Origin of the sequence: Vibrio sp. SS-MA-C1-2 (assembly GCF_021513135.1) — a bacterium.
GTDB lineage: Bacteria > Pseudomonadota > Gammaproteobacteria > Enterobacterales > Vibrionaceae.
On sequence record NZ_CP090981.1, the window covers coordinates 2,613,972 to 2,638,843 of the forward strand.

Consider the following 24,872-nt stretch of genomic DNA (forward strand, 5'->3'; position numbering starts at 1 on the left):
ACAAAGATATTATTCTTAACCAGCTGATAAATTGCGATAAAATCATAAGCCATTGATTTATTGAGTTTGACAATTTGCGACTATTCGATAAAACATAAAGCACAAGATTTCCAGCTAATTCCTCTATATCAATGTGCCGTCAGCCCTTTAAACATGGGCATGTTCGTGACTTTTCCCTGCATTAAGAGTTGAGCTGTGCAAGTCCTAGTTTATTCATTCAAGAAACAAACAGGATAAAATGAAAGGCTCTTTCAAACAAACATCTCATAATTAATAATTTGTGGAATTTAACAATAAATCAACTCATACTCTCGTCCTGAGCCACAACCCTTTTAAATTAGGGCTGCTTCATGCGATTTCCCGTTATTTGATACTTGAAGTGCTTTTACCTATACCAATTTTAGTAAATAGGAAGCGAAAAACTCCTGTTACATGCCAATAGAAATGTTTCGAAAATATCTTTCTATTTGCGTGTTTAGCTAAATGTAATGCCCTAATATTAGGATAAAATTTCACAGACTCACCAAGTCTATGACTTCTCCAGCAAATATCTATATCTTCACAATACATAAAATAGCGTTGATCAAAACCTTGTAATTGCTTGTAATGCTGTACATTAAACGCCTGAAAAGAACCTGCAGCCCAATCGACATCTGTTATATGGTCTATAGTACTTTTATCTATAACTGCTGTATTTTTTTTTCCAATAAACGAGGATATAAATTGCGTAAGCATAGGAAATGAACGAATAGAGTTATCATAAATTGTATAATCATCATCCTTATATAAATTAATTGCAGCTAACTTGTGTGACTGAGTCTGCATAGTTGAAACAAGATTGTAAATCTCATTATTACTAATTATTACATCTGGGTTCAAAACTATAAAATAGTCACTCTCTAACATCCCAAGCTTTAACTCACAATATTGGAATATTACATTATTATTATGTCCAAAGCCTAAACCAAACTCATTGTTTATCCAATGAAAGTTCGGAGAAATATATTCCGAAAAATCATCTCCTTCTGCATTACTTTTTAGAACTACGACGTAATCCTTAGTTAAATTTTTGATTATGTCTAAAGATTTGATAAGCCGCTCATGTTTATGAGAAATTATTGATATAAAAATAGTCATTATAATGAAGTATTTTCAGAGAATAGAATACCACTTTCATCTTTCGGTGATAAAAATGGCTTTTGGTTACTACCTAAAGGCCACTCAATACTTAACGTTTCATCACACCAAAGAATTGACTTTTCTGCGTTAGGATTATAATAATCAGTACATTTATAAACAAACTCAGCTTCATTACTCATTACATAAAAACCATGTGCAAACCCTTTTGGGACCCATAGCTGTCGTTTATTTTCAGCTGATAAAATTTCGCCAACCCACTGACCAAAAGTTGGTGAATGTTTTCGGATATCAACAACAACATCAAAAACCTTACCAGAAATAACTCTAACTAACTTGCCTTGAGTATTTTTGGTTTGATAATGTAAGCCACGAAGGATTCCCTTTTTAGATTTAGAATGATTATCTTGTACGAAAATTGTTGGTTTTCCGGCTACTAACTCTTCAAATTGCTTTTGATTCCACGTTTCCATAAAAAAACCACGTTTATCACCAAAAACTGTTGGCTCTATAATTTTAACATCAGGAATAGCTGTATCTATTACTTTCATATTTATACCATATATTATTTAATATCTTACTACTAAAACTCAAGAAGAACTCCATAATACAGGGGTTCAAAGAGCTTTACTAAAGTGGGTTTCTCCATACTAGATAGAGAAAAGTCATTATAATACTTATTCTGACAAGCGTCTTAAATTACGGAAAAGTCATGAAGATCCTTGCTACATAAGGGCTGAGAGCTAGTCAGAAACATTATCCTTAACCAGCTGACAAATGGCGACAAAATCATAAGTCATTGATTTTATTATAGGCTGAAAATTTACGACTATTCGATAAATTATAAAGCACAATATTTTCAGCTAATTCCTCTTTATCAATGTGCCGTCAACCCTTTAAACATAGGCATGTTCGTGACTTTTCCCTGATTAACCATATGAATGGCTTTTTTATCTGAGGCTTTATCGTAAGAGCTTCGAACGGTTTTACCATCAATAGCAATAACTTCACCATCAGTTAATTCAACACAAGCAATCATCCATACCAGATAAAACTCAGCAGATTGTTAATAAAATGATATCAGTTAATTTGTGTGTCACCTTTCTTGCTAGGCGATAATCAGGAATAATATTAAAATAAGTAAATGGATGATTTTCGTTCATGCTTAAGCCCTAAATAATCTCAGTGCTTATTAAACAGGACTGAAAATGATCATCAAGTTGATCCTTTTTTAATCTCAATAAATTTGATAACTATCAAAAAAGTTCGAACTTTAAAACATTATCAATTATTAATGAATCCAGTAAATATAGGGCTCTTCATGACTTTTCCGTGTACCCTATACTCTCCGCATTATTTCACTTGGTGACATATTCGAAGCACTGATACCAGAAGACGCACATGGTTTACACTTAACATCTTTTAATATTTCAATTTGAAATATATTACATATTTGTCGAATGATCTATCGAATTCGAAGTGCTACATCATCTCTTAAGACAGGATGACTGCCATACCTATAATCCATTTAGATTTCGCCAATGACAGGAAAGACTAAAATAATATCATAGCTAAAACTGACCGACTAAAGTCGGTAGTTTTAACCTTAAAAGGAAACTAATAAAAAAATTCTATTTATCAAGAGATTCATTAGCATCTAAGATTAACTTATCAACTAGTTTATCCCATCCCAATATAATATTAGTATCACTGTTAGACTTGGTCTTACAGAAATTCAATTTTCCAGTCATCATCAATTTTAATTTTACTTTCAAATTTTCCGCATCATTAACATCTATAAAACATGCTCTATCATATTCACCTAGAGTTTCATGAGCATAAGGTAGATCAGATAAAATTATTGGTAAACAAAGCTCTTTCGCTTCAATAATAGGTAAGCCCAAAGATTCCAATTTAGATGGAAAAACAACCACATCAGATTTAGAATAGTAATAGTCGACTAACTTTCTATCCAATTTCCCTAGAAATTCAATAGATCTTAATCCAGAATATTTATGATAAAGATAGCTTGAAAATCTTGATTCAGAGCCATCAAAAGTTACTAGAACTTTAATTTTTATTTTTGAGTTCTCTCGTTCAAGCAAATGAATAGCTTTAAATAATAATTCATGATTTTTAAAAACTCTAGGTAACGCTGGATAAAAAATAATAAAGTCAGATTTTAACTCATAACTATCTCGTTTAAAGTCGAGTGATTTATTGACGACTATACTACTAGGTTTTGATATAATACAAGATGGTGCCTTCACATTGTTTACGAGAAAATCACCTAATAGATGTTGTTGACAAATAACACTAATATTTTTACTAACATTAATTTTATAGAGATATTTATAAAATTTAGAAAATAAGTAAAACTTAGGCTCATAATATAAATCAGAAAACTTTGGGTTATAAAGCACAGCAGCATTGTGACAATAAACGTATTGACGAATGCCAAGTCTAGAATCCAATCTTGGGGTCATATCATGCATTGATAACCAAATCTGGGGCCTAATCTTCTTTGCGAGAAGATTAAAATGAAAATATTCATAATATAGACGATTTAACCAGTTTTTTTTTGCTTTTGGCAGGGAGATATACTCAACATTACTTAAATTATGATCAAATAAATCCACATCATTAACCAAACAAATAATACTACAGGTACTTTGTCTAGAAAATGCATCGATTATATCTAAGAAAACTTTTAAAGGTCCAGCTTCAACTAAATTTACACCTGAAATTACAATTTTCATGAATTACTTTCCCAAACATTTCTATCAAAGTTGAATTTTCTTATTATTTTAGCAGGGTTACCAACTGCCATTGTATAATCGGGTATATTCTTAGTCACAATTGAACCAGCACCAACAATTGCACCTTTACCAATCGTCACCCCAGGTAATATATGAACTGACTCGCCAAGCCAAACATTATCAGCAATGAAAACAGCCGCATACGAAAGCTTTCTATCTGCTGGAGGTTTATGAATTTCATTATCAAAAGGAAAATTACCATGATTATGATCACTGATAAAAACTTTGCTTGCCATAAGTACATTATTCCCAATATAAACCTTATTAATACAGGCAATATGAACATAATCGTTTATTTGACAATTAGTTCCAATTGATAAATCTGGAATTAACTCATCAGTGGGAAAGCAATCTATACGTAATCCAACACCACAAGTGAAGCCTGAACCAATTTTAACAAACTTTTTTCCTCTAATATAGAATGGAATACGAATTAATCTAACTCCGGGATAAAAAACACGCGAAAATAGCACATCAATAATTAACTTTACAAAGCCAATAAAAGTATATCCCATTAGCATCATCTAATAACCTTTTTAGCGAAAAAAGAAAGAGTAGCTTGAAATAAAATCTTAAACTTCCTACACTTAAGAGACCAAAATAAACCTCTCATAGTTCTCATTAGTAGTTTCATACTAAAATACTTCCTCAAAGTAACACAATTAGCAATTAGTACCTCCCCCTTCGAAATGTTCCGTCTCCGTTGATGTGAGATAAGTCATGCTGTAAATTTGCTTCAGAAAGTAAGTATGGCAACTTATTTTTGTATATAAAGTTACAAAACTCACTATCTATTCCGTAAAGCTCGAATGATTCATCAAAAACAGTTGTTCGTATTTTCTTTATTAGTTTTATTCCGTTATAACTCAAACTCAAACCACTAGATATTGTCTGAACAACTTTACCATCTTTTACTGGATAGTGCTTACTCCCCTTACAGTAAATATTGGGAAACATAATGTTAAACTCATCCAATAAAACACTATCCATAAATTCTTTATTAATTGTAGTGTCATCATCCAAAATGACATATTTTTCTGATAAATATTGTTCCAAAAACTTATTATATATCTTTGAAAGAGAACCGTTAATCAAAACATGATTTACCTCAAGCCATTCAACACTATCATTCGAGATTTTATGTGGTCCATTATTAAAAACTACGACTTTAATATTTTTCTCACATCCTTGATTTAATAAATTTGAGATAGATGAAATACTATTACTTGAGGCGATCTCTTTGTTATAAAGCACAATACAAAAACAAATATCATATTTAATCATAATTTTTTCTTATAGGAAGTAGTTTTCGGCTACCATAATTTAGCCTAGAAAGTGTAATAAAAAATAAAGCGTAGTAAAACTGAAGAATATAACCACTAGCATTTAGCAAGTTCTGAAATGACAGTAATAACGATATAGATAAAAAAATCACAAGCCCAACAAGAGCCCTAGGTGAGGCTCTTGTTAGAAAATAGAGCACCCATAAATACAAACAAATATAATATAGGAAAATTAAGACAACACCAAGAATCCCTTTATACATATAAGATTCTAAAAATATACCACCGACATTGAACCCATTAACCTTAACAACTTCTATTTCATTGTTAAATCCTATTCTTTTTGTTAAGAAGTCAGGAATAATATTATTTAAGAGAAAGGTATTTAATGTTTCATCATGGTTATTTCTATTGACGTCAAAAATATTAACTGGTGTAGAAATATAGAGATAACCGAAAAAAAAGGGTTTAGGTATATATGAATCTTTAAACTCACTAGATGCTTTGCCTACATCTAAAATATAATCTGTAGAATCCTTACCTAGGCGAACATTACCTACATAATTAAAACCAAATAAAAATAAAGCAGCAAATAATAAACTCACTCCAACCAGTTTTTTTAAACTTTTTCCTGAAGATATGTAATAGTATGCAAATATAAAAAAGTAACATATTACATTAAAAACTATTGTTCCTCTCCGAGCTAATAAAAGAAACAATAAATTAAAAAGAAAAACATACAGTAAGTAGTTATTTTTCACTCTATATCTACGGCAATATTGATACTTTTGGAAATAAACAATCGATATATAACTAATAAATGACAAATATAAGCCGTGAATCAATGGAAGTCCAAAACTCATTTCAAGCAAGTTATCATAATTTCCTACAAATATTGGTAGAAAACCTGAGTACACATATTCAGCAATAAAGAAAGTAAATATTAATATAACGAGATATTTGTCATTTCGACTATACTTAAAAGAACAAAGTATCTTCTCACTTTCATTTTTCAAAATCTTGGAAATTTTATGCTGACACCCTAATCCAACTATAATACCAAACAAAGAAGATACCAAGTAGATATTTATTGTTTCAGACCCAACCTTATCAAATAAATCGCTCCACCCCAAGTAAGTACTTAACAAGCTTAGAAGCAATGATAAAGAAAATATCAGTAATGGGTTAAAAATTATATAAATCATAATATTTTCTTGATTTTCTCATATAGAGCAGTGGAGTAAGGTAATTTACATTCTTGTAGATTAGTTTCATCCAACACTAATGGTTCTAATATTCTTGGTACTTTATAATGTTTTTTTTCATTCATTTCTTTTATTTTTACAATAATGTCATTCCAATCTCTACACATAATTGATAATAATTCAAGTTCAAAATTAATATAAAAACCACGTTCATCTATCATATAGTCAGACAAATCGAACGATGAAATAAGAACAGGCTTTTTCAAAATAGTGAAGTCGAACATTAAACTTGAATAGTCAGTTATTAATAAATCATACTCAGAGAATACTGATGAAACATCTTCAATGTTAATTATATTTATTCGCTCGTTAACACTAGTGATATTTATTAATTCACTTTTAATTTTAGAGTAAGGGTGCAACTTTATATCTAACTCAACCTCTGCTTGTTCTAAATATATTTGTAGTTCATTACCCATCAACCCAAAGTTTTTAAATATAGATTCTTCATTTTGATAACACTCTCGAAATGTCGGAGCGTATAAGATTTTTTTTATGTTTATACTACTTTTTTTTCGCTCTGAATTAACAGGTCATTCCTAGGAAAACCTGTAAGTAAAAACTTATCTTTATGATCTAAAAATGCTCTAGAACAAGTGTTCGTATAGTAATCACCATTAGTAATGTAATAATCATAATGATTATTCATTAATAACTTCGTTAACTTTGAGTACTTTTTAAGTAGTGGAGATACTGATGGCATATCGTAACCGATTCTTTTTAATGGAATCCCGTGCCATAACTGTACTCTGACCGTATTTATCGATATAAAAATTGGATTTAAGTCATCTGATATAGAGTGGCTTACAAAAGCTACTTTTGCTATGGCTTGGTAATAAATTCCTTTTAAGCTCTTAAAATAATATGCTTCAACATCAAATGAATCTAATGTGGCTTTTAAGGCCTCATCTTTATAAATCCATATAGGCCTAATATCCGTCGAGTTTTTTTGCACATACTCATAAAAACTTCTTGTATTATCTGAGTATCGATTTCCGAACCAAGCACCGAACACCCATACTCGGTTACTTTTCGGAACAAAAAAAAGCCACGTAGATATAATTAATCTAACAGCATACTTGAATAATTTCATTTTAATTTCATTTAGTCCTAAACATATACAACCGAGGAGCAGCACTTGCCATATCAGCAAAAAATATAGCCCAACCAAACAAGTAGAGACCTACATATCCTATATCGAGTGTCATACTTGTTATTAATACAATAAAGTATGTAATTGGTGACAATATTAATGTTAAGTGAGCCTCTCTCTCCAATCCCTTTGGTACCAATACTGGATATCCTAGAAAACTACTTACCATTGAAAAAAACAATGCACTATAAAGGATAAATACTAAATTATATAGATCCTCACTCTTAACGTCAAAGATAAAATTTAGTATGGAATCACCGAAAAGTAAAATAATGGATAATCCTAAAAAATAGACTAAAATTGAATAATAACATGTTTTTATAATAATTTTTTTATCGTAGCCCCTTAACATAGATGTATATAATACTCGTGATATTGAACCGATAACCATTTGTCCTGCATTGTATAATTGTAAACCTATAGCGTATAAAGCAACAATTTCACTTAATAGAAACTTTGATGCAATAAACGTACTAGCCGCTTGGTATATATTAACAAAAACTCTAGATATGTAATAATTAAAGGATGCAGAAAGATTAATTTTAAACTTATTCATATTTAGATTTAATCGAAAATAATCTAGACGATATACTTTTAAAGTTAAAGCAATATTAAAGAACAAATTCGCAATTACTTGGGCTAACAATGCCTTAACAATATCGATTTCACCATAGTTAAAAATAAAAATTGATATAAATAATACCAGTTTGCTCAATACAGTAACAATACTCAGATAATCATATTTTTCCAATGAATTAAAGATTGTAGTAGGATTTAAACACAATAAAATAATATAGGTATAGATAAGAAAGCCTGTAATTAAATCCAACTCAAAGAATAAAAACACAATCCAACCAAAGGCAAAGCTTACTATAAGTTTTATGCTATAGAAAAATGAAACCTCTACTGCTATTTTTTCATGATATTCAGCATACTCAGAGATTAACTTAGGCATATACATATTCAACCCTAAATCTAATAATACCGAAATCATAATTGAAAATGAGATATATGTAACGTAGATTCCGTAATCTTTCAATTCCATATTATTGATCAAAATAGGTATTATTATTATTGGGACTATAGCATTGCTAACATTTGATATTAAATTATAAATTATATTTTTTCTATTCATCTTATGCTCATTGTCATCATAGGCATTACGGAAAAGTCATGAACATCCTTGCTACATAAGGGCTGAGAGCTAGTCAGAAACATTATCCTTAACCAGCTGACAAATGGCGACAAAATCATAAGCCATTGATTTTATTAGAAGCTGAAAATTTACGACTATTCGATAAATCATAAAGCACAATATTTCCAGCTAATTCCTCTATATCAATGTACCGTCAACCCTTTAAACATGGGCATGTTCGTGTGACTTTTCCCTGGTTGGATTTATCATTCTCATCGTTCTAGCGATGGTTGACGCTGATGGGATCCCTTCATCAAAACACCCGATTTTTTTCAAGAAATCTAGCCGTTGCTCACCATAATCTGATATTTCATCCCAATCATCTATACCCGATAAAACTGAGCAGATTGTTAATAAAATGATATCAGTTAATTTGTGTGTCACCTTTCCTGCTTGGCGATAATCAGGAATAATATTAAAATAAGTAAATGGATGATTTTCGTTCATGCTTAAACCCTAAATAATCTCAGGGCTTATTAAACTGGACTGAAAATGATCATCAAGTTGATCCTTTTTTAATCTCAATAAATTTGATAACTATCAATTATTAATTATTAATGAGCCCAGTAAATATAGGGCTCTTCATGACTTTTCCGTGTCATAGGTATCTACACAAATTGAGCTAGCTATGTGTCTCATTGCGTTTATCTCATCCATACTGTAGTTTTCTAACACTTCGCACATTTGTAGGAATACCCATAACCCGGCAAGTAGTGATGATAGCGTGACTGGCTTTGAACGTTTAGTTAAGCGACCACTTAACTTAACCAAAAAATGCTTAAATTTATTCGCTTCAGCTGAGTTGTCTGAATTAAGCTTAAATACCAATGTTGTGGCGACACTCGCGCTGATTAACCGCTTTAATATCGATGCCCCTGAGGTTTGCTGCCACTTTTCTAACTAGTGAACATCTGTCTTCAATAACTTAAACCAAGACTCAATATTCCAGCGGTGGCAATACCATGTCGCAATCTCTGTTGCATCTACATTCATCACATTAGACAAACACGGAAACGTCATGAACATCCTTACCACATAAGGGCTGAGAGCTAGTTATAAACTTTATCCTTAACCAGCTGACAAATGGCGAAAAAATCGTAAGTTATTTATTTTATTGGAAGCTGAAATTTACGACTATTCGATAAAACATAAAGCACAATATTTCCAGCTAATTCCTCTATATCAATGTACCGTCAGCCCTTTAAACATGGGCATGTTCGTGACTTTTCCCTGCATCATCAAGAAACCACGCTCAGCACCAAAAACTGTTGATTCAATAATTTTTATATCTGTATTTTTATATCAATAACATTCTTAATTACATCATATATTCTTCAATTCTATTTAAGCCCAGCTTCCAATCACTCGCTTCAACCTGAAACTCAGTATTAATTTTATTACAACTAAGTTTAGAGTTTGCTGGTCGCTTAGCTTTTGTCGGGTAATCTTTAGTACTTAACTGATTTAATGCTGGTTTAATTAATAACCCAGATTCTTCCGCTTTATTGAAAATTTCATCGGCAAATTGATACCAACTTACATGAGGAAGTCCAGCATAGTGATAGATACCATATTTAGATCTATTAGATTTGTCATTCAACTGATGCATAATTGTAATTAAGGTATCAGCAATATCACCCGCATAAGTCGGCCCACCAAATTGGTCGGCAACTATTCCCATTTCATCTCGTTGCGAACCCACTCTCAGCATAGTTTTGACAAAATTATTACCAATCTCGCCAAATACCCAAGCTGTTCTTAAAATGATATGTTTAGGGTTAGCTAACTGAACAGCTTCTTCACCAGCAAGTTTACTCACTCCATAGATACATTGTGGGTTAACGTTATCCTCTTCGCTGTATTCCCCTTCTTTATCACCAGAGAATACATAATCTGTAGAGATGTGTAAGATGGTAGCATTAATTGATTTAGCAGCTAATGCTAGATACCTTGGGCCATCGCGATTAATTGCATACGATAGCTCTATTTCATCTTCTGCTTTATCAACTGCAGTATGTGCTGCAGCATTAATAATAAAATCAGGACTAAAGTCTTTTACTACTGTATTCACTACATCCTTGTCAGTAATATCTAATTCATCACGGTTGACAGCTAAAATCTCGATGTTCTCTGCACTCAGCTTTTTTGTTAATAATGAGCCAACTTGACCATTGGCTCCTGTAATTAAAATTTTCATTAATTATTCTCACCAATAAGACGTAATAAATACTGGCCATAGTCATTCTTTTTCATTGGCTGAGCTAACTTGATTACATCTTCTTTACTCAACCAACCTTGATTAAATGCAATCTCTTCTAAGCAGGCTACTTTCAAGCCTTGAATGTGTTGAATGGTTTGTACAAATGAAGAAGCCTCGTGCAAACTCTCATGTGTACCAGTATCTAACCACGCAAATCCACGGCCTAGAAGTTCAACATTTAACGAACCATCATTTAAATACATTTCATTTAACGTAGTAATTTCTAATTCACCACGTGTAGATGGCTTAACTTGTTTTGCAAAATCAACAACATGATTATCATAGAAATACAAACCAGTTACCGCATAATTAGATTTGGGCTCCTCTGGTTTCTCTTCAATAGAAATAGCTCGATTATTTTCGTCAAATTCAACAACACCAAAGCGCTCAGGGTCTTTTACTTGGTAACCAAAAATAGATGCACCGTACTCCTTTTTGCTGCTCGCTGTAGCATCTCAGAAAAGTGCTGACCATAAAAAATATTATCACCTAACACTAAACAAACATTGTCATCACCAATAAATTCTTCACCAATGATAAAGGCTTGAGCTAACCCATCAGGACTAGGTTGTACAGCATATTCTAATTGAATACCGTAATCTGAACCATCTCCTAATAAACGTTTGAAGCTCTCATTATCTTCCGGTGTGGTAATAATAAGCACTTCTCGAATACCCGCTAACATTAATGTTGATAGTGGGTAAAAAATCATGGGTTTATCGTATAAGGGTAATAATTGTTTAGATACACCGCGTGTAATTGGATAGAGACGAGTCCCTGAGCCTCCCGCTAAAATAATCCCTTTCATTTATTTAGTTCCTTTTACTGACACACCTAGACGCTCACCAGCATATGACCCGTCTAATACACGCGACCACCATTGTTTGTTATTTAAGTACCACTCAACTGTTGCACGAATGCCTGACTCAAAGGTTTCTTCAGGTATCCAACCTAATTCTTTTTCAATTTTAGAAGCATCAATGGCATAACGCACATCGTGTCCAGGGCGATCTGTTACGTAAGTAATTAAATCTTGATAATGAGCAATGCCTTCAGGTTTATTTGGAACTAATTCTTCTAATAGCGAACAAATAGCTTTAACCACATCAATATTCGCTTTTTCATTGTGTCCACCAATGTTATAAGTTTCACCTACTGCACCTTCAGTCACCACTTTATAAAGTGCTCTCGCATGGTCTTCGACAAATAACCAATCACGAATTTGCATTCCATCACCATAAACGGGCAAAGCTTTACCATCCAGTGCATTTAAAATCATCAACGGAATTAGCTTTTCCGGAAAGTGATAAGGGCCATAATTGTTTGAGCAATTAGTCACGATCGTTGGTAAGCCATATGTTCGAAGCCAAGCACGAACTAAGTGATCACTTGATGCTTTTGAAGCAGAATAAGGAGATGAAGGCTCATATGAAGTTGTTTCAATAAACAAATCATCAGTACCTTCTAAATCGCCATATACTTCATCTGTTGAAATGTGATGAAAACGGAATGCTTGTTTAGCCTCATCAGATAAACCACTCCAATAAGTACGTGCAGCTTCAAGCATATTATACGTACCAACAATATTGGTTTGGATAAATTCAGCAGGGCCATCAATAGAACGATCAACATGAGACTCTGCTGCTAAATGCATAACAGCATCAGGTCGATATTCTATAAATAGGCGGTCTAACTCTGCTTTATCGCAGATATCTACTTGTTCAAAAAAATAACGTTCATCATTTTCTACAGTAATTAATGATTCTAGATTTCCTGCATACGTTAATTTATCGACATTAATAACACTATCATTTGTATTGTTAATAATGTGTCTTACAACAGCTGAACCAATAAAACCAGCTCCACCCGTAATTAAAATTTTCATAAAATCTTTCCTAAATTTAGTTAAAATAATATAGTTTAAAACATGTTAAGTTATACAAGGCAGCATTAACATCCCTGCTACATAAGGGCTGAGAGCTAATCAGAAACATTATCCTTAACCAGCTGACAAATGGCGACAAAATCATAAGCCATTGATTTTATTAAAAGCTGAAAATTTACAACTATTCGATAAAACATAAAGCACAATATTTCCAGCTAATTCCTCTATATCAATGTGCCGTCAGCCCTTTAAACATGGGCATGTTCGTGACTTTTCCCTGTTAACTTGATGAAATAGCTTTCACAATTGATATTACATCATGGAGTGAACCTTCAATTTTGTCTAACTCAGAACTTTTTAAAGTCGACAGTTTATTTTTTATTTTTGTTGTTGATATATCTTCTGTTCTCTTTAGGTAAACTACATCACAAATATCTTCCAAGAAATCAAATTCTCCCTTCCAATCATCACCCATTGCAAAAATTGCTGCATCATATTTTTTTATATCATGGACTTTTTGATCCCAATCATTTTCAGGAAATACACCATCGACATACCGACAAGAAGATAATATTTCAGCTCTTTCTTCGTATGAGAAAAATGACTTTTTCCCTTTTATTTCATTAAATTGATCCGATGAGATACCTACTATTAATCTATCCCCAAGTTCACTCAATCTTTTGAGTAATCGGACATGACCAACATGAAAAAGGTCATATGTGCCATATGTTATTACTGTAATCATGATAAATCCAAATTTTAATTTTAATTTTACAGGAAGGTTCAATTTCTAATCTTAATATCTAAATCTTCATACAAAAACACTTATATTCAAGTTATGATTCACGGAAATCGCATGAAGAACCCTATGATATAAGGCTTCCAAGTACTTTACTTAAGTAGTCTTCATCCATGGCACACATCATTCTTTTCCGTGTAATCCCACCTTTAAAGCTTGTCTCACTTTTCAAAAGGTTTAAACAAACCTGTCTGATCCTTGAAAAAGACTCTGCTCGATCATCAACTCTGATTCGACAAGCATCTTCTTTAAATGCCGTATCTAACTGCCAATGTATAACTTCAACACCCCAATGAGAACGAGTTGCATTGTGGAGCTCTTCAGCTGATAATTCCTTAGAACTTATGTAGTATCTAACAGAGAAATCTTGCTCTTGTGCTACATCAGCGTCTTGTCGTACACAGACCATCATTCCCATTGTTTTTAACGATGGCCATTCATAAGCTAAATCACCTAAAACTGATAAATCCTTGTTAACTAAAGCACAGCGAGTTTCAGTTCTTCCATGAGATTGAATTTGGCTTGAATAACTATCACCATCAAATTTAGTTAACATACATGGATGATAGTAAGCATCGAAAGCTTTCTCTAAAAGACCTTGATTACCTTTAACTGCAAGCAGGTAATCTGCACTTTTCTCAACAATTTTCTTCGCTATTTTACGTTGGCAACCCATCGCATCAATTGTCACTAAACAACCCGCTATATTTAATACTTCCAATAACTTAGGGATTTCAGTAATTTCATTTGTTTTCTCATTGACTTTTGATTGAGCTAAACAAACACCATTTGCTGTCGCAAATGCGTTTACCCACGGAAAAGTCATGAACATCCTTGCTACATAAGGGCTGAGAGCTAGTCAGAAACATTATCCTTAACCAGCTGACAAATGGCGACTAAATCATAAGTCATTGATTTTATTATAAGCTGAAAATTTACGACTATTCGATAAATCATAAAACACAATATTTCCAGCTAATTCCTCTATATCAATGTGCCGCCAACCCTTTAAACATGGGTATGTTCGTGACTTTTCCCTGTGCGTTTACCATATGAATCGCTGCTCTTCCGCGAGATTTATCATATGAGCCACGCACTGTTTTACCATCAATAGCGATAACTTCGCCTGCAGTCAAATCGTGGCAATCATTCATCCAATCAACAAAAGCTTGCTGCATTGTTTTAGGATTTATCATTCCCATCACTCTTGCAATGGTATCTGCGGAAGGAATACCAACGTCAAAATCACCATAATTTTTTAAAAAATCTAGCCGTATCTTTCCAAAATCACTGATACCTTCCCAGGTATCTTGACCGGATAAAACACCACAAATTGTCAGTAAAATAATGTCTGATAATTTATGGTTTACTTTACCTTTTTGCCGGTAATCTTTAATGACTGAAAAATGCATAAATGGGTTGTTTAATTTTGACATTATCGTGCTCCTAAATAGATAGGAGTTATTAGACAACACTCAAAATGATCGACAAGCTGACCCTTTTTTAAATAATTAATATGTAATTTTAAGCTGACAAGTAAAAAGAAAAAACAGAAGTAACAAATTAATAAGATACTCTAAGCCCTTTAAGTTCGGGCTTTTTCATGTGATTCCTCTAGCATTCAACTCAGACTTTTAACCATGCCGGTGACAATTTTCATCCATATTGAGACGGAGATTTCATTTAACTGATTGAAAAACCACTAAACATCAATTTCCTACCTGAAGTCCCCAATAGGCACCCAAAAGTTCTCCTTTAAGCGCCTATCTTTATAACCTGCAGCTAGACTGACTTATGCTTCTTGCTCTTCTTCTTTTCTGAAGGCATACCTAACAAGCACAATTGCCACACCTAACATGCCGCCAAGTAACGTTGCTAATACACAGATTAGGGCGCGTTTAGGGCCTGCTTTCTCTTCTGCTAATACCGCTGGGTCGATGGTTTTAAAGACATACTCATCTTGAACTTCCGCTAACATCTTATTCTTTTGCTGATCTTCAATCATGTCGTAAAACATGGTTTGAATTTCAGTAATCGAGGTTTTTGCTAGCTGTCCTTCAATGTAATTAATGTTCTTTTCAGACTCTTCTAATGCGTCAGCTTTCATCCAAGCATTTAAGTCTTGCACTAACCACTCTACCCACTGCTTTGCAATATAAGGCGAGTAGTGAGTGACGGCTACTGTCACCATGCCACTGTCTTTATCTTCAGAAACAGACATCACATCTTTAAATGACTTATACGCATCCCATAAGGTTGGCTTTAACGTTTCACCCTCATCGTCATTCAACCACTGTTTAGTTTTACTGTTATACAGCTCATCATCAAGAATGAGTTTATTTGACTCTTCACTCCAACTTGTTGCCGCCATCAGAGGCACAAGCAGGTTATGTTTCGTCACAAAAGCATTGATGAATTTACGCGATTTTAATACCGCAAGAGCTTGAACTTTAGGATCTGCACCGGAATCACCACCCAGACTAACACCTGCTAAGGATGCTAAACCGCCAAACTTAGAGGCGAGACCAGACATTCCCCCTCCCGAACTTTGAGTTGGGCTAAGCAGGGCATTAGATTGATAGGTATTAGGTTGAGACAGTGCAAAAAAGACACCCGCAATGGCAAAAATAAACGTAATGCCAATGATGATTAGCTTTCCTTTCCAAAGCGCAATAAACAGCGCTTTTAGATCGATTTCATCATCTTGTTGCTGGTATTGTAGAGGAGGATATTGTTCTATCTTATTGGAGCTCATTTTATCTAGTCCTAATAAGCCGCAACAACAGGGTCATTGCGGCTTCTTGTCATCCATTAATGAATTATTATTTATACTCTTCATACTTGAGTTGCTAGCAACGCCAAGCATGTTGAGTGGATACCTTATTATTTAGGTATGTTTATTAGTCTTTAATTGCATCATACGCAACACCCAACTGATAGATAACTTGCGTCGCTGACGTAATAACACTTAAGCCATCAAGATAATCAACATCAATCGGAACAACAATGGAATCGCCAGGGCGTAATCGCGTTCTATCTGGGAACCAAAAGGCATTACTTGGTTTAGAAATAGAGCCATCTGCATGCAAAATATAGATGCGATCATCATCAGCCTGTTTCTTCATACCACCGGCTAAATCAATGTACTCTTCAATGGATTTATTGCCATCAAAGCGATAAGTCGAACTAAACTGAACTTCACCCATAATACTGACGACGGGATTATTAGACGGTATGTATAGCTGATCTTGATTTTCTAAAATGACATCTTCAACTTTATCCCCATCTAAAATTTTAGGTAGATTAATGACCATACGCCCAAGTGCTTTGGTGTTGTCCAATTCATCAACTAAAGACATTGCATCCATTGGGGTTGAAGAGAAGCTGGCATTAGAACTATTCTTACGCAGCGTCAACCCTGCAATCTGTTGCTTCAATTGAGCTCGCAGCATATCCATGTGCATTTGCTCTCTCGCTTTGAGTTTTTCACGAGCAAATACAGCACCATCAGAGTTAGCAAATGTAGTTAAACCACCGGCTCTTGCAATTAAGTCTTCAATGGTATCGCCACGTTTAAATGAGTATTGTCCAGGGAAAGTTACTTCACCATGAATCGTAACTAGTACCTCATTTTTCCAACCTGGCTTTTCTAAAATCGTAATACGGTCTTTGGACTGTAATAGAATTTGAGTATCTGGCTCATCATCGATGGCATGTTTTAAATCAACATGCTGATTCACGATGTCTAGGTTGTTATTGTTTTTAACCCGCGTTAAATCCGCATACTCTAAGTAAGCCGCTTCCGTTAAACCACCTGCCGCTTTTATCAGTTGATTTAAATCGCCATTTACAGGTAATGGATAAGCCCCTGGATATTTTACTGCTCCAGAGATATTCACCACTTGAACAGGGTTCTGATAAGTTGCCTGCTGTTGTAAACGTAAGATAATATTTTCTATCTCTTTGGTACGCGTGTTTGTTGAGTTATCTTCAACCAGATCTAAAGCTGAGCTAACTTTATCTTTGATCTTATCAGCATCTTCAACGACAACACCCAAGTTTTTATCATATTGAACATCTTCATTAGTATTTTCAGCACCCGGTTGAGCTTGTGCTAAATTCTGCTGATTCTGTTGGAATAACTGATTTTGATATTGCTGAGACAGCTGCTGTTGCTCTTTCTCTTTTTCTTTCTTTAAATCTTCACTGGTTTTGTTTTGCGCTTCACTCCAATACTCCACATCTAAACCATTACTAAAAACAAAGATTTGGTCTTTTTTCTCTAGCGTCAGGTCATCGCGTGAATTGGATTTGGTGATCGCGTTAAAGAGATCAAATTGTAATACCTTAATCTCTTTCGTTTTTTTGTCTTCTCTGACAATTAAAGCGTAGTGAAGATCCGTTGAAGGCTTCAAGTCACTATCGATAGAGTTAAAAATAGACGATATTTTCATTCCCGATTGATACTGATAAACCCCTTGTCGAACAATATCACCTCGAACGGCAATACCATCAACAATCTGTTTATTGCTTTCGGTGACTTGTATTTCATCGCCATTTTGAATAACAAACTGTTTGCCAGAGACCGATGACAAGTCAACATCTTTAACCACCACACCTTGCTCGGTTGTCCGCTTGATGATCACTTTCTTCAAATACGCATTCGCTTTGGTGCCACCTGCGTTAGAAATTAACGTCGCAAGGTTTGTATTATTTCTTAATTCAAAATGTGCGGGACGATTAACTGCACCGGTAATTGTTGCAATTGTTGTTTTTGCAGGAATAAATAAGGTATCACCGCGCTCTAAACGAATATCACTTGAGGTATCCCCTTTTAGCAATAGGTTATACATATCGATATTCTGAACAACTTGGCCTTTACGTTTCAATTGAATATGACGTAGAGAACCGATCTCTTTAACACCGCCAGAGGCAATCAAGGCTTGTGTCACCGTGGTAATCGCATTGACATTATAAGCGCCAGGCTTTTCAGCTTCACCCATGATATAAACTTGCATCATACGCATATTGCCTAACGTCACTTTAGCACTCACGCCAATACTACGTTTTTTAATAATGCGTTGGATATTCGCTTGTAACTCGCTAAAGTTTAAACCTGCAACATCAATAGGACCAATTTCAGGCAGCGTAATTTGACCATCACGGCTAACGTCAACAGAGTAGCTTTGATCTTGTTTGCCATAGAGTTCAATATTTAGTTGGTCACCAGGACCGATAGGGTAATCATTTGGGATTGGGAGATCGTCGATAGGCGTGTAGTCTGTCGCATTCCCTGCCAGTGCATCATAACCAAAGTTTTTTATTTCATCTGCATCATCAACAACAAAAGGGGAAAGATTTTCAATACTGTTGGCTGCGATAGTTCTTTGAGGGATTGCACTCTGCCCGTTATTGTTTGCTTCTTGTTCGGTATTATTCCCTGCATTCAATGAGTTTAAATCTACACCATATTGACGAGCTAATTGCTCTTGTTGAGCTTTAGGTAGTGACTTAAATTGGGCTAATTGTTCGGGTGTTGGGGTTTGAGAAAATGCAAACGTTGATACAAACAATCCTGAAAGTACCAGCGCTCGATTACGCTTATGCATTATTTACATCCTGGTTAAATTTGCTTAAAAAAGAAAAATGAGTTTTATTAGAATGAGGGATCAAATCGTACTCAGGTTAAATTCGATTCAATTTTATTTTGTTTTTATAGTCTATAATATAAACAAAGCGTTTATTTTATCTTCAAATAATCAGCAAGGCTTTTTATTTTAGATACGCTACCGCCCTAAGGTTACAGCCCCTTAATGCTATATCAATTCAAATTTTGACACTTCTCTGACATTCAAAAAAGCTGTTGTTTTGCAATGATATATCAATAAACTCCTATAAGTGAATTGTTAATTTGTATAATTAAGAAATATGTCCGATAAATCGCAGTTTTTTACTACACCGACTAGAATATGATTTACAAACTTGATTTTATGTATAAATCATGTTCATCTCTTCTCCTCTTACTATTTATATCTACTTTGTGCTTATCATTTGTTTCCTGTTTATCCAGGCGAGATAAGTAAATTCAAGGACGACAATGCAACCTTTATCTCGTGTTCTTACTTCAATGCCTCTCTGTTCTGCCCTACTCTTTTCCACCAGCAGCTATGCCGTTACTCCTCTTTTTGAGGTTGGTGATGACTATCAAGAAAACTTTATCGATAAAACATTAAATATATTTGGTGCCGATGGCGGTTATGACTCATCAAAACCTATCGATATGAGTTATATCCCGACCGCATATTACACACCTGAGAAAAAGTTTGGTATTGGTTTACTGGTTGTGGGTCTTTATAAAACTGATTCTGTCTCAGAAAATGTACAGCCTTCCTCTTTGGTCATCAATAGTTACTACTCAACCAATAACTCTTACGGTATTTCTATTGATAATAATATGTACCTGAAGGAAGATAGCCAACGATTTGATATTGAGTTTGAAGCGCATAACGAAGATAGTGTTTATTATGGCATTGGAACCGATGCGGGTAACGATGATGATAACAAGCAAGAATTTAATGAGATTTTAGTTTCCGTTCAACCTAGTTGGAAGTTTGAGTTAGTTGACAATTACTACTTAGGCGTTGGTGCGGATATTAGTTATGCCAAAGCCGATGATGTTTCACGTGATGTCGGCGCAGAAGTTCCTTTAGCAAGCAGTACATCAACAGGCTTAACTGTTTCAAGTACTTATGATTCGCGAGATTATAAGTTAAATGCCTCAAAAGGTTGGTTATTCGATGTCGATGCCGGGCTTTATTACAACAACGACTCTGACAGCAGTTTTGGTAAATACCATGTCGAACTCTCAAATTATATCGACTTTACACCCATCCCCGGTTTACTGGCTTGGCAAGTACAAGGTGACTTCTCTTCTGGTGATGTACCTTGGTATCAGCTGGCTGATTTAGGCGGCTCAAAAGCGATGCGAGGTTATATCAAAGGCCGCTATCGTGATAACCAGATGTTGATGATGCAAGCCGAATATCGTCTTCCAATTTATCAGCGCTATGGCATGGTTTTCTGGGGGGCAGCAGGCAGTGTAGCTGACAATGTTTCTGGCTTAGGTGATGATATTTTAGGTTCTGTGGGAACGGGGTTCCGAGTTAATATTAAAGATAAAATCAACCTCCGTGCCGATGTTGGCCGTGGTAAAAACGAAACCACCTTCTACATTAACGTTAATGAAGTTTTTTAATTAAGCATGAAACGAGCGACGATTAAACCAGCAATGACCAAACTATTACGTTTAAATATCGTGCCCAAAAGCGCACCAATTTTGTTCACTGCCCTTTTCGGGGTGGTGAGCAACCCCAGTTTGGCAACTCCGAGCTTCTCAGATCAAAATAGATCCACTCAAAGTACTTTATCTCAAAACGTAACCGCCGATGTGGAGAATCAATCTCGATGTGAGAAACAGCTCGATTATCAGCTATATATTAATCGTTTTGATATTGGTCGCGTTAAAAAAGTTGAAACAGTTCAAGGTAACGAGCTATCGATCACCTCAAATAGCCGCTCTAATGTTTTAGGCATTAAAACCCAATTTGACCAGACAACACAGTTACGATTCAATCCTAAAAACAGGGTTTGGACGACGCAATCTTATCATCAAATTGTTTCAGGTTTTAGAAATCGAGACATGAACGTTAATTATCTCAATATCATGGGTACTCAAACGTCAGTTAACTTAGACGGTGAAATCGATAGTTACCAAAGTCCAGAACCGATATTTGATATTGATGGTCTGTCATTGGAGATCGTTCGGCGTGTGATTGCCGGTGAAAAGGAATTTAAACTCTCACGACAAGCAACCACCCATTTAGAACCTTATGAATATCAAGTTTTAGGCGCATTTACCGAGAAAACAGAAAATTGGGGAGAGATCAAGGTTATTAAAGTTGAACAGTCAGGCTCTGATGATATTACTTACTGGATCGCCCCAGATCTTGAAAATGAAATCGTCAGGGTTATCTATCATCGAATTCTATTCAGTGGTGAAGCAAGACTAAGATCTATTTTTGAAGAGTGCCATTAATGATTTAAGGCAGTTGGGATAAAGTGCAGTTCAGGGTTCATCTTTTGATTTAAAATCCGAACAATAAATATATCAAGCTTACGAGTACGATAATATACAACCAAAATCCTCTGCCGCTTTATTAGAAAGCTTATACATTAAGCTTCCTTTTACGTAAAGTAGCAATCTCTTTTAATGTTAATGAAGACTCGCCACTCTCTTCCCCTGCTATAAGCTCTTTTCGTATTAAATCAAGTTTATTCTCTTGTTCTTCAAGCAATTTTAACGCGCAACGCATGACTTCACTGGTAGAATTATATCGTCCCGATTGAATCATGCGCTCAACAAATTCACCCAATGATTCTCCAATTGTCACACTTGTTGTTCTATTCATAGCGGTATTCTCTATATTAACGATTCGCACATAAGAGCATACCATAATAGAATCAGATTAAAAAACAACCAACATACCCGTCTTACTTGAAGTTGCTAGGTTGTTGGCTGTGTGCATTCAGTATTAAAGAGTTACTTAATTCGCATGAGACGATGATTTTCAGTACCTGTGGAAAATTCAATGACTTGAGAGCGAGATAGTTTATCAACTCGGTGCAGTAGATTGTCTGAGTAGCCTCGCTTTACCATCCATTCTAAACGTTCATTAAAACTATCTTCATTGATAATAAAGGTGTTTTCCATTACCCCAGATCCATAGATATTGACGACCCAAATTCGTTTTTCGAAATCTAAAAGGTCTTTTATCTCATCAACAAGTTTACTTAAACTCATTTTTGTTTTATTCGATAGCAACACAATATCTCTTCTAACGTAACGATAATAAAGACCGAAGAGTAACAGAAATTAACCCGCAAAAATATTATCTTCTGGATAACGAATTAACGTTCGTTTTGGCTTGGATAACATATAAGCCAACGTTAATGGACCAAGACGACCAATGATCATTACCATCACCATAATCACTTTACCTAATACAGTTAAGTGAGCCGTTAATCCAGCGGTTAAACCCACGGTACCAAATGCCGAAATCGTCTCAAAAACGACCCGATCCATCGGTGCATTCTCCGTCACCATTAATACAAATAATGCGATCACTAGTACCAATATACTGACAACCGTAATTGCCAAACACTTAGTGACAATCGCATTAGGGATCGTTCTCTTAAACAAAATAACTTGAGGCTGTTGTTTAAGAAATGCTTTGGTCGCCACCATCGCGACAGTAAAGGTCGAAACTTTAATCCCACCCGCCGTCGATGTAGAACCCGCACCAATCAGCATTAAAATAATCATGATTAACATCGCGGGATGTGTCAATGCGCCAATATTAATGGTGTTGAAACCCGCAGTTCGTGCAGATGCAGATTGGAAAAATGCCGCTAGCCATTGACCGCCAAAAGAGAGCTTTCCTAAGGTATCGGGATTATTATGTTCTAATAGCCATAACATCACCGTCCCAAAAATCAATAAAGCAGGGGTCATCGTCAACATCACTTTGGTATGAAGGCTAAAGAACCTAAAACCACGACGCCAATTACGCTTGATATCAGACACAACAGGAAAACCAATGCCACCTGCAATTAACAGCCCTGCAATGGTAAAGTTAATGATAGGATCAGAAGCAAAAGAAGATAAGCTATCAGGGAAAAGTGAAAAACCTGCATTATTAAAGGCAGAAATAGAATGGAAAACCGCGTAAAAAAGCCCTTTTGACCACCCCATGGTTGGCTGCCAATAAAGGGTTAAAATAAGCACACCAATCGATTCAGTAATCAAAACAAACGTCATGATATGAACAATTAACTGACGTAAGTTAACAAACTTCTCTTGTCCTAACTGCTCTTTTGCCAACGCTTGTTGTTTCAGGCTCAATCGCAATCCAAACATAATGATCAAAATCGTCGATAGCGTCATCTGTCCCAAGCCACCAATTTGCATCAATAGCATTAATAAGATTTGTCCTGATGTTGTAAAATGCGTTCCGGTATCGACGACCCCTAAACCCGTCACACTAATCGCCGATGTTGCAGTAAACAACGCATCGATAAAACTTAAACCGCTAACCGAAAAAACAGGGAGTGTTAACAGTAAGGCGGCTGGAAGTAAAATAGCCAAAAAACTAAAGAAAATAATTTTCGTTTCAGACCATCTTCGACCTTTTTTACGACTAGAGAGTGAGAGTGTAGCAAGCTCTTTATCTGGAATAATTCTCATACGGGGTATAATCTTATTTACTCATGCTAATCAAACATACTGCAGATATTTAAACGATTACAATCTTTTCAATCGTTCATTTAGAATTTCATTTGGGCCAGCAAGAATTAAGATATCGCCAATCTCCAAAGCTGTTTCCATATCAGGCTCTTTAATTAACTCAGCACCACGCTTAAAGCCCAATAGCTCACAAGCACTGTTCTTTTTGCAGCAAAGTAGTTGATTTAGACGTCTGCCTGAGTGTTCTTTTAAAATCACAAGCTCAACTAACGAGAGATTATTACCCAGATCGATAAATTCAAAAACTCGAGTATCAAGCATTTTTCTTGCTACGCGAACCCCCATATCTCGGTCGGGACGAATAATAATATCTGCGCCAATTTTAGAGAGAATTTTATGATGGTAACGATCTTTTGCTTTTACCCACACCGTGTTGACACCGGCTTCTTTTAGCATCAATGTGGTTAAAATACTGGCTTTAATATCTTCGCCAATCGCGACCATAACAATGTCATAGTCATCTAAACGCAATTCTGCTAGTACATCCGCATTCGAGCAATCAGCAACGACTGCTTGAGAAGTGATCTCATCGGCTTGTTTTACACGATCTTCATTTAGATCAATCGCTAATACTTCTGCACCTTGCTCACTTAGCTCTTCACAAAGTGCCATACCAAAGCGCCCAAGACCAATCACCGCAAATTGTTTCTGTTCTACACTCATGCTTTATCTCTACTACTTCACCAAAAGTTAGCCAACATTGTCATCGAAAA

At 34.9% G+C, this 24,872-nt stretch carries 20 protein-coding genes and 5 pseudogenes; 2 read left to right on the forward strand and 23 right to left on the reverse strand.

The features are described 5' to 3' along the window. Positions 1-363: 363 nt before the first annotated feature. The 19 genes and pseudogenes from L0B53_RS16210 to L0B53_RS16300 form a co-directional block, all read right to left on the reverse strand. Positions 364-1,137: a glycosyltransferase family 2 protein gene (locus L0B53_RS16210; protein ID WP_235060640.1), complete on the reverse strand. Its 774-nt coding sequence runs from the start codon at positions 1,135-1,137 to the stop codon at positions 364-366. Then, the gene (gene rfbC, locus L0B53_RS16215; protein WP_235060641.1) at positions 1,137-1,688 is read right to left on the reverse strand and encodes a dTDP-4-dehydrorhamnose 3,5-epimerase; all 552 of its coding nucleotides are present in this window, start codon (positions 1,686-1,688) and stop codon (positions 1,137-1,139) included. Before rfbC ends, L0B53_RS16210 begins: the two co-directional genes overlap by 1 nt. 377 nt (positions 1,689-2,065) lie before the next feature. Continuing rightward, positions 2,066-2,179, reverse strand: a pseudogene (locus L0B53_RS16220) (ISAs1 family transposase); the annotation flags it as partial. A gap of 589 nt (positions 2,180-2,768) precedes the next feature. Continuing rightward, complete coding sequence (locus L0B53_RS16225) at positions 2,769-3,896, reverse strand: glycosyltransferase (RefSeq protein WP_235060642.1); 1,128 nt, start codon at positions 3,894-3,896, stop codon at positions 2,769-2,771. After that, positions 3,893-4,480: an acetyltransferase gene (locus L0B53_RS16230; protein WP_235060643.1), complete on the reverse strand. Its 588-nt coding sequence runs from the start codon at positions 4,478-4,480 to the stop codon at positions 3,893-3,895. The genes L0B53_RS16225 and L0B53_RS16230 overlap by 4 nt, the downstream gene beginning before the upstream one ends. Before the next feature lie 145 nt (positions 4,481-4,625). Then, on the reverse strand, positions 4,626-5,240 hold the full coding sequence (locus tag L0B53_RS16235; RefSeq protein WP_235060644.1) for a hypothetical protein: 615 nt from the start codon (positions 5,238-5,240) through the stop codon (positions 4,626-4,628). Next, positions 5,233-6,444, reverse strand: a complete 1,212-nt coding sequence (locus L0B53_RS16240; RefSeq protein WP_235060645.1) for an O-antigen polymerase — start codon at positions 6,442-6,444, stop codon at positions 5,233-5,235. Before L0B53_RS16240 ends, L0B53_RS16235 begins: the two co-directional genes overlap by 8 nt. Next, entirely contained in the window at positions 6,441-7,007 is a 567-nt protein-coding gene (locus L0B53_RS19465; RefSeq protein ID WP_311197326.1) for a CDP-glycerol glycerophosphotransferase family protein, read from the reverse strand. Before L0B53_RS19465 ends, L0B53_RS16240 begins: the two co-directional genes overlap by 4 nt. After that, complete coding sequence (locus tag L0B53_RS19470) at positions 7,004-7,597, reverse strand: CDP-glycerol glycerophosphotransferase family protein (RefSeq protein ID WP_260115561.1); 594 nt, start codon at positions 7,595-7,597, stop codon at positions 7,004-7,006. The genes L0B53_RS19465 and L0B53_RS19470 overlap by 4 nt, the downstream gene beginning before the upstream one ends. A gap of 7 nt (positions 7,598-7,604) precedes the next feature. Beyond that, positions 7,605-8,792 (reverse strand): oligosaccharide flippase family protein, encoded by a 1,188-nt coding sequence (locus L0B53_RS16250; protein WP_235060646.1) that lies wholly within the window; start codon positions 8,790-8,792, stop codon positions 7,605-7,607. Positions 8,793-9,047: 255 nt separating this feature from the next. Continuing rightward, positions 9,048-9,299: pseudogene (locus L0B53_RS16255) on the reverse strand (transposase family protein); the annotation flags it as partial. A 135-nt stretch (positions 9,300-9,434) separates the two neighbouring features. Next, positions 9,435-9,857: pseudogene (locus L0B53_RS16260) on the reverse strand (transposase); the annotation flags it as partial. Positions 9,858-10,170: 313 nt separating this feature from the next. Continuing rightward, entirely contained in the window at positions 10,171-11,049 is an 879-nt protein-coding gene (gene rfbD / locus L0B53_RS16265; RefSeq protein WP_235060647.1) for a dTDP-4-dehydrorhamnose reductase, read from the reverse strand. Beyond that, positions 11,049-11,920, reverse strand: a pseudogene (gene rfbA, locus L0B53_RS16270) (glucose-1-phosphate thymidylyltransferase RfbA). The gene rfbD and the pseudogene rfbA overlap by 1 nt, the downstream one beginning before the upstream one ends. Beyond that, positions 11,921-12,997, reverse strand: coding sequence for a dTDP-glucose 4,6-dehydratase (gene rfbB, locus L0B53_RS16275; RefSeq protein ID WP_235060648.1), 1,077 nt, complete (start codon positions 12,995-12,997; stop codon positions 11,921-11,923). A 280-nt stretch (positions 12,998-13,277) separates the two neighbouring features. Then, positions 13,278-13,784 carry a glycerol-3-phosphate cytidylyltransferase gene (gene tagD / locus L0B53_RS16280; protein ID WP_311197303.1) on the reverse strand — a complete coding sequence of 169 codons (507 nt, stop codon included), beginning with the start codon at positions 13,782-13,784 and terminating at the stop codon, positions 13,278-13,280. Positions 13,785-13,863: 79 nt separating this feature from the next. Beyond that, positions 13,864-15,232: pseudogene (locus tag L0B53_RS19625) on the reverse strand (ISAs1 family transposase). A gap of 356 nt (positions 15,233-15,588) precedes the next feature. Beyond that, positions 15,589-16,551, reverse strand: a complete 963-nt coding sequence (locus L0B53_RS16295) for a Wzz/FepE/Etk N-terminal domain-containing protein (protein ID WP_235060649.1) — start codon at positions 16,549-16,551, stop codon at positions 15,589-15,591. A gap of 145 nt (positions 16,552-16,696) precedes the next feature. Then, a complete protein-coding gene (locus L0B53_RS16300; RefSeq protein WP_235060650.1) occupies positions 16,697-19,405 on the reverse strand; it encodes an SLBB domain-containing protein in 2,709 nt (902 codons plus the stop codon). A gap of 488 nt (positions 19,406-19,893) precedes the next feature. Between L0B53_RS16300 and L0B53_RS16305 the strand changes: the two genes are divergently transcribed. Both L0B53_RS16305 and L0B53_RS16310 read left to right on the forward strand, forming a co-directional pair. Beyond that, positions 19,894-21,051 carry a BamA/TamA family outer membrane protein gene (locus L0B53_RS16305; RefSeq protein WP_235060651.1) on the forward strand — a complete coding sequence of 386 codons (1,158 nt, stop codon included), beginning with the start codon at positions 19,894-19,896 and terminating at the stop codon, positions 21,049-21,051. A 6-nt stretch (positions 21,052-21,057) separates the two neighbouring features. Next, positions 21,058-21,891 carry a DUF3108 domain-containing protein gene (locus tag L0B53_RS16310; protein WP_235060652.1) on the forward strand — a complete coding sequence of 278 codons (834 nt, stop codon included), beginning with the start codon at positions 21,058-21,060 and terminating at the stop codon, positions 21,889-21,891. Between the two features lie 130 nt (positions 21,892-22,021). On the opposite strand, the gene L0B53_RS16315 is transcribed toward L0B53_RS16310, so the two are convergent. The 4 genes from L0B53_RS16315 to L0B53_RS16330 form a co-directional block, all read right to left on the reverse strand. Beyond that, positions 22,022-22,264, reverse strand: coding sequence for a type II toxin-antitoxin system ParD family antitoxin (locus L0B53_RS16315; RefSeq protein WP_235060653.1), 243 nt, complete (start codon positions 22,262-22,264; stop codon positions 22,022-22,024). A 131-nt stretch (positions 22,265-22,395) separates the two neighbouring features. Then, on the reverse strand, positions 22,396-22,656 hold the full coding sequence (locus tag L0B53_RS16320; RefSeq protein ID WP_235060654.1) for a hypothetical protein: 261 nt from the start codon (positions 22,654-22,656) through the stop codon (positions 22,396-22,398). 72 nt (positions 22,657-22,728) lie between these two features. Further along, positions 22,729-24,099 carry a TrkH family potassium uptake protein gene (locus L0B53_RS16325; RefSeq protein ID WP_235060655.1) on the reverse strand — a complete coding sequence of 457 codons (1,371 nt, stop codon included), beginning with the start codon at positions 24,097-24,099 and terminating at the stop codon, positions 22,729-22,731. A gap of 57 nt (positions 24,100-24,156) precedes the next feature. Next, positions 24,157-24,822, reverse strand: a complete 666-nt coding sequence (locus L0B53_RS16330; protein ID WP_235060656.1) for a TrkA family potassium uptake protein — start codon at positions 24,820-24,822, stop codon at positions 24,157-24,159. Positions 24,823-24,872: the final 50 nt, after the last annotated feature.

Bases quoted from the DNA above. Each gene is read 5' to 3' on its own strand.
- L0B53_RS16250 (WP_235060646.1), bottom strand. From the start codon at position 8,792: ATGAATAGAAAAAATATAATTTATAATTTAATATCAAATGTTAGCAAT.
- L0B53_RS16330 (WP_235060656.1), bottom strand. From the start codon at position 24,822: ATGAGTGTAGAACAGAAACAATTTGCGGTGATTGGTCTTGGGCGCTTT.
- L0B53_RS16310 (WP_235060652.1), top strand. From the start codon at position 21,058: ATGAAACGAGCGACGATTAAACCAGCAATGACCAAACTATTACGTTTA.
- L0B53_RS16230 (WP_235060643.1), bottom strand. From the start codon at position 4,480: ATGATGCTAATGGGATATACTTTTATTGGCTTTGTAAAGTTAATTATT.
- L0B53_RS16210 (WP_235060640.1), bottom strand. From the start codon at position 1,137: ATGACTATTTTTATATCAATAATTTCTCATAAACATGAGCGGCTTATC.
- L0B53_RS16325 (WP_235060655.1), bottom strand. From the start codon at position 24,099: ATGAGAATTATTCCAGATAAAGAGCTTGCTACACTCTCACTCTCTAGT.
- L0B53_RS16295 (WP_235060649.1), bottom strand. From the start codon at position 16,551: ATGAGCTCCAATAAGATAGAACAATATCCTCCTCTACAATACCAGCAA.
- rfbB (WP_235060648.1), bottom strand. From the start codon at position 12,997: ATGAAAATTTTAATTACGGGTGGAGCTGGTTTTATTGGTTCAGCTGTT.
- L0B53_RS16320 (WP_235060654.1), bottom strand. From the start codon at position 22,656: ATGAGTTTAAGTAAACTTGTTGATGAGATAAAAGACCTTTTAGATTTC.
- L0B53_RS16305 (WP_235060651.1), top strand. From the start codon at position 19,894: ATGCAACCTTTATCTCGTGTTCTTACTTCAATGCCTCTCTGTTCTGCC.
- L0B53_RS16300 (WP_235060650.1), bottom strand. From the start codon at position 19,405: ATGCATAAGCGTAATCGAGCGCTGGTACTTTCAGGATTGTTTGTATCA.
- L0B53_RS19470 (WP_260115561.1), bottom strand. From the start codon at position 7,597: ATGAAATTATTCAAGTATGCTGTTAGATTAATTATATCTACGTGGCTT.
- L0B53_RS16240 (WP_235060645.1), bottom strand. From the start codon at position 6,444: ATGATTTATATAATTTTTAACCCATTACTGATATTTTCTTTATCATTG.
- rfbD (WP_235060647.1), bottom strand. From the start codon at position 11,049: ATGAAAATTTTAATTACAGGAGCCAATGGTCAAGTTGGCTCATTATTA.
- L0B53_RS16315 (WP_235060653.1), bottom strand. From the start codon at position 22,264: ATGAATAGAACAACAAGTGTGACAATTGGAGAATCATTGGGTGAATTT.
- L0B53_RS16235 (WP_235060644.1), bottom strand. From the start codon at position 5,240: ATGATTAAATATGATATTTGTTTTTGTATTGTGCTTTATAACAAAGAG.
- L0B53_RS16225 (WP_235060642.1), bottom strand. From the start codon at position 3,896: ATGAAAATTGTAATTTCAGGTGTAAATTTAGTTGAAGCTGGACCTTTA.
- rfbC (WP_235060641.1), bottom strand. From the start codon at position 1,688: ATGAAAGTAATAGATACAGCTATTCCTGATGTTAAAATTATAGAGCCA.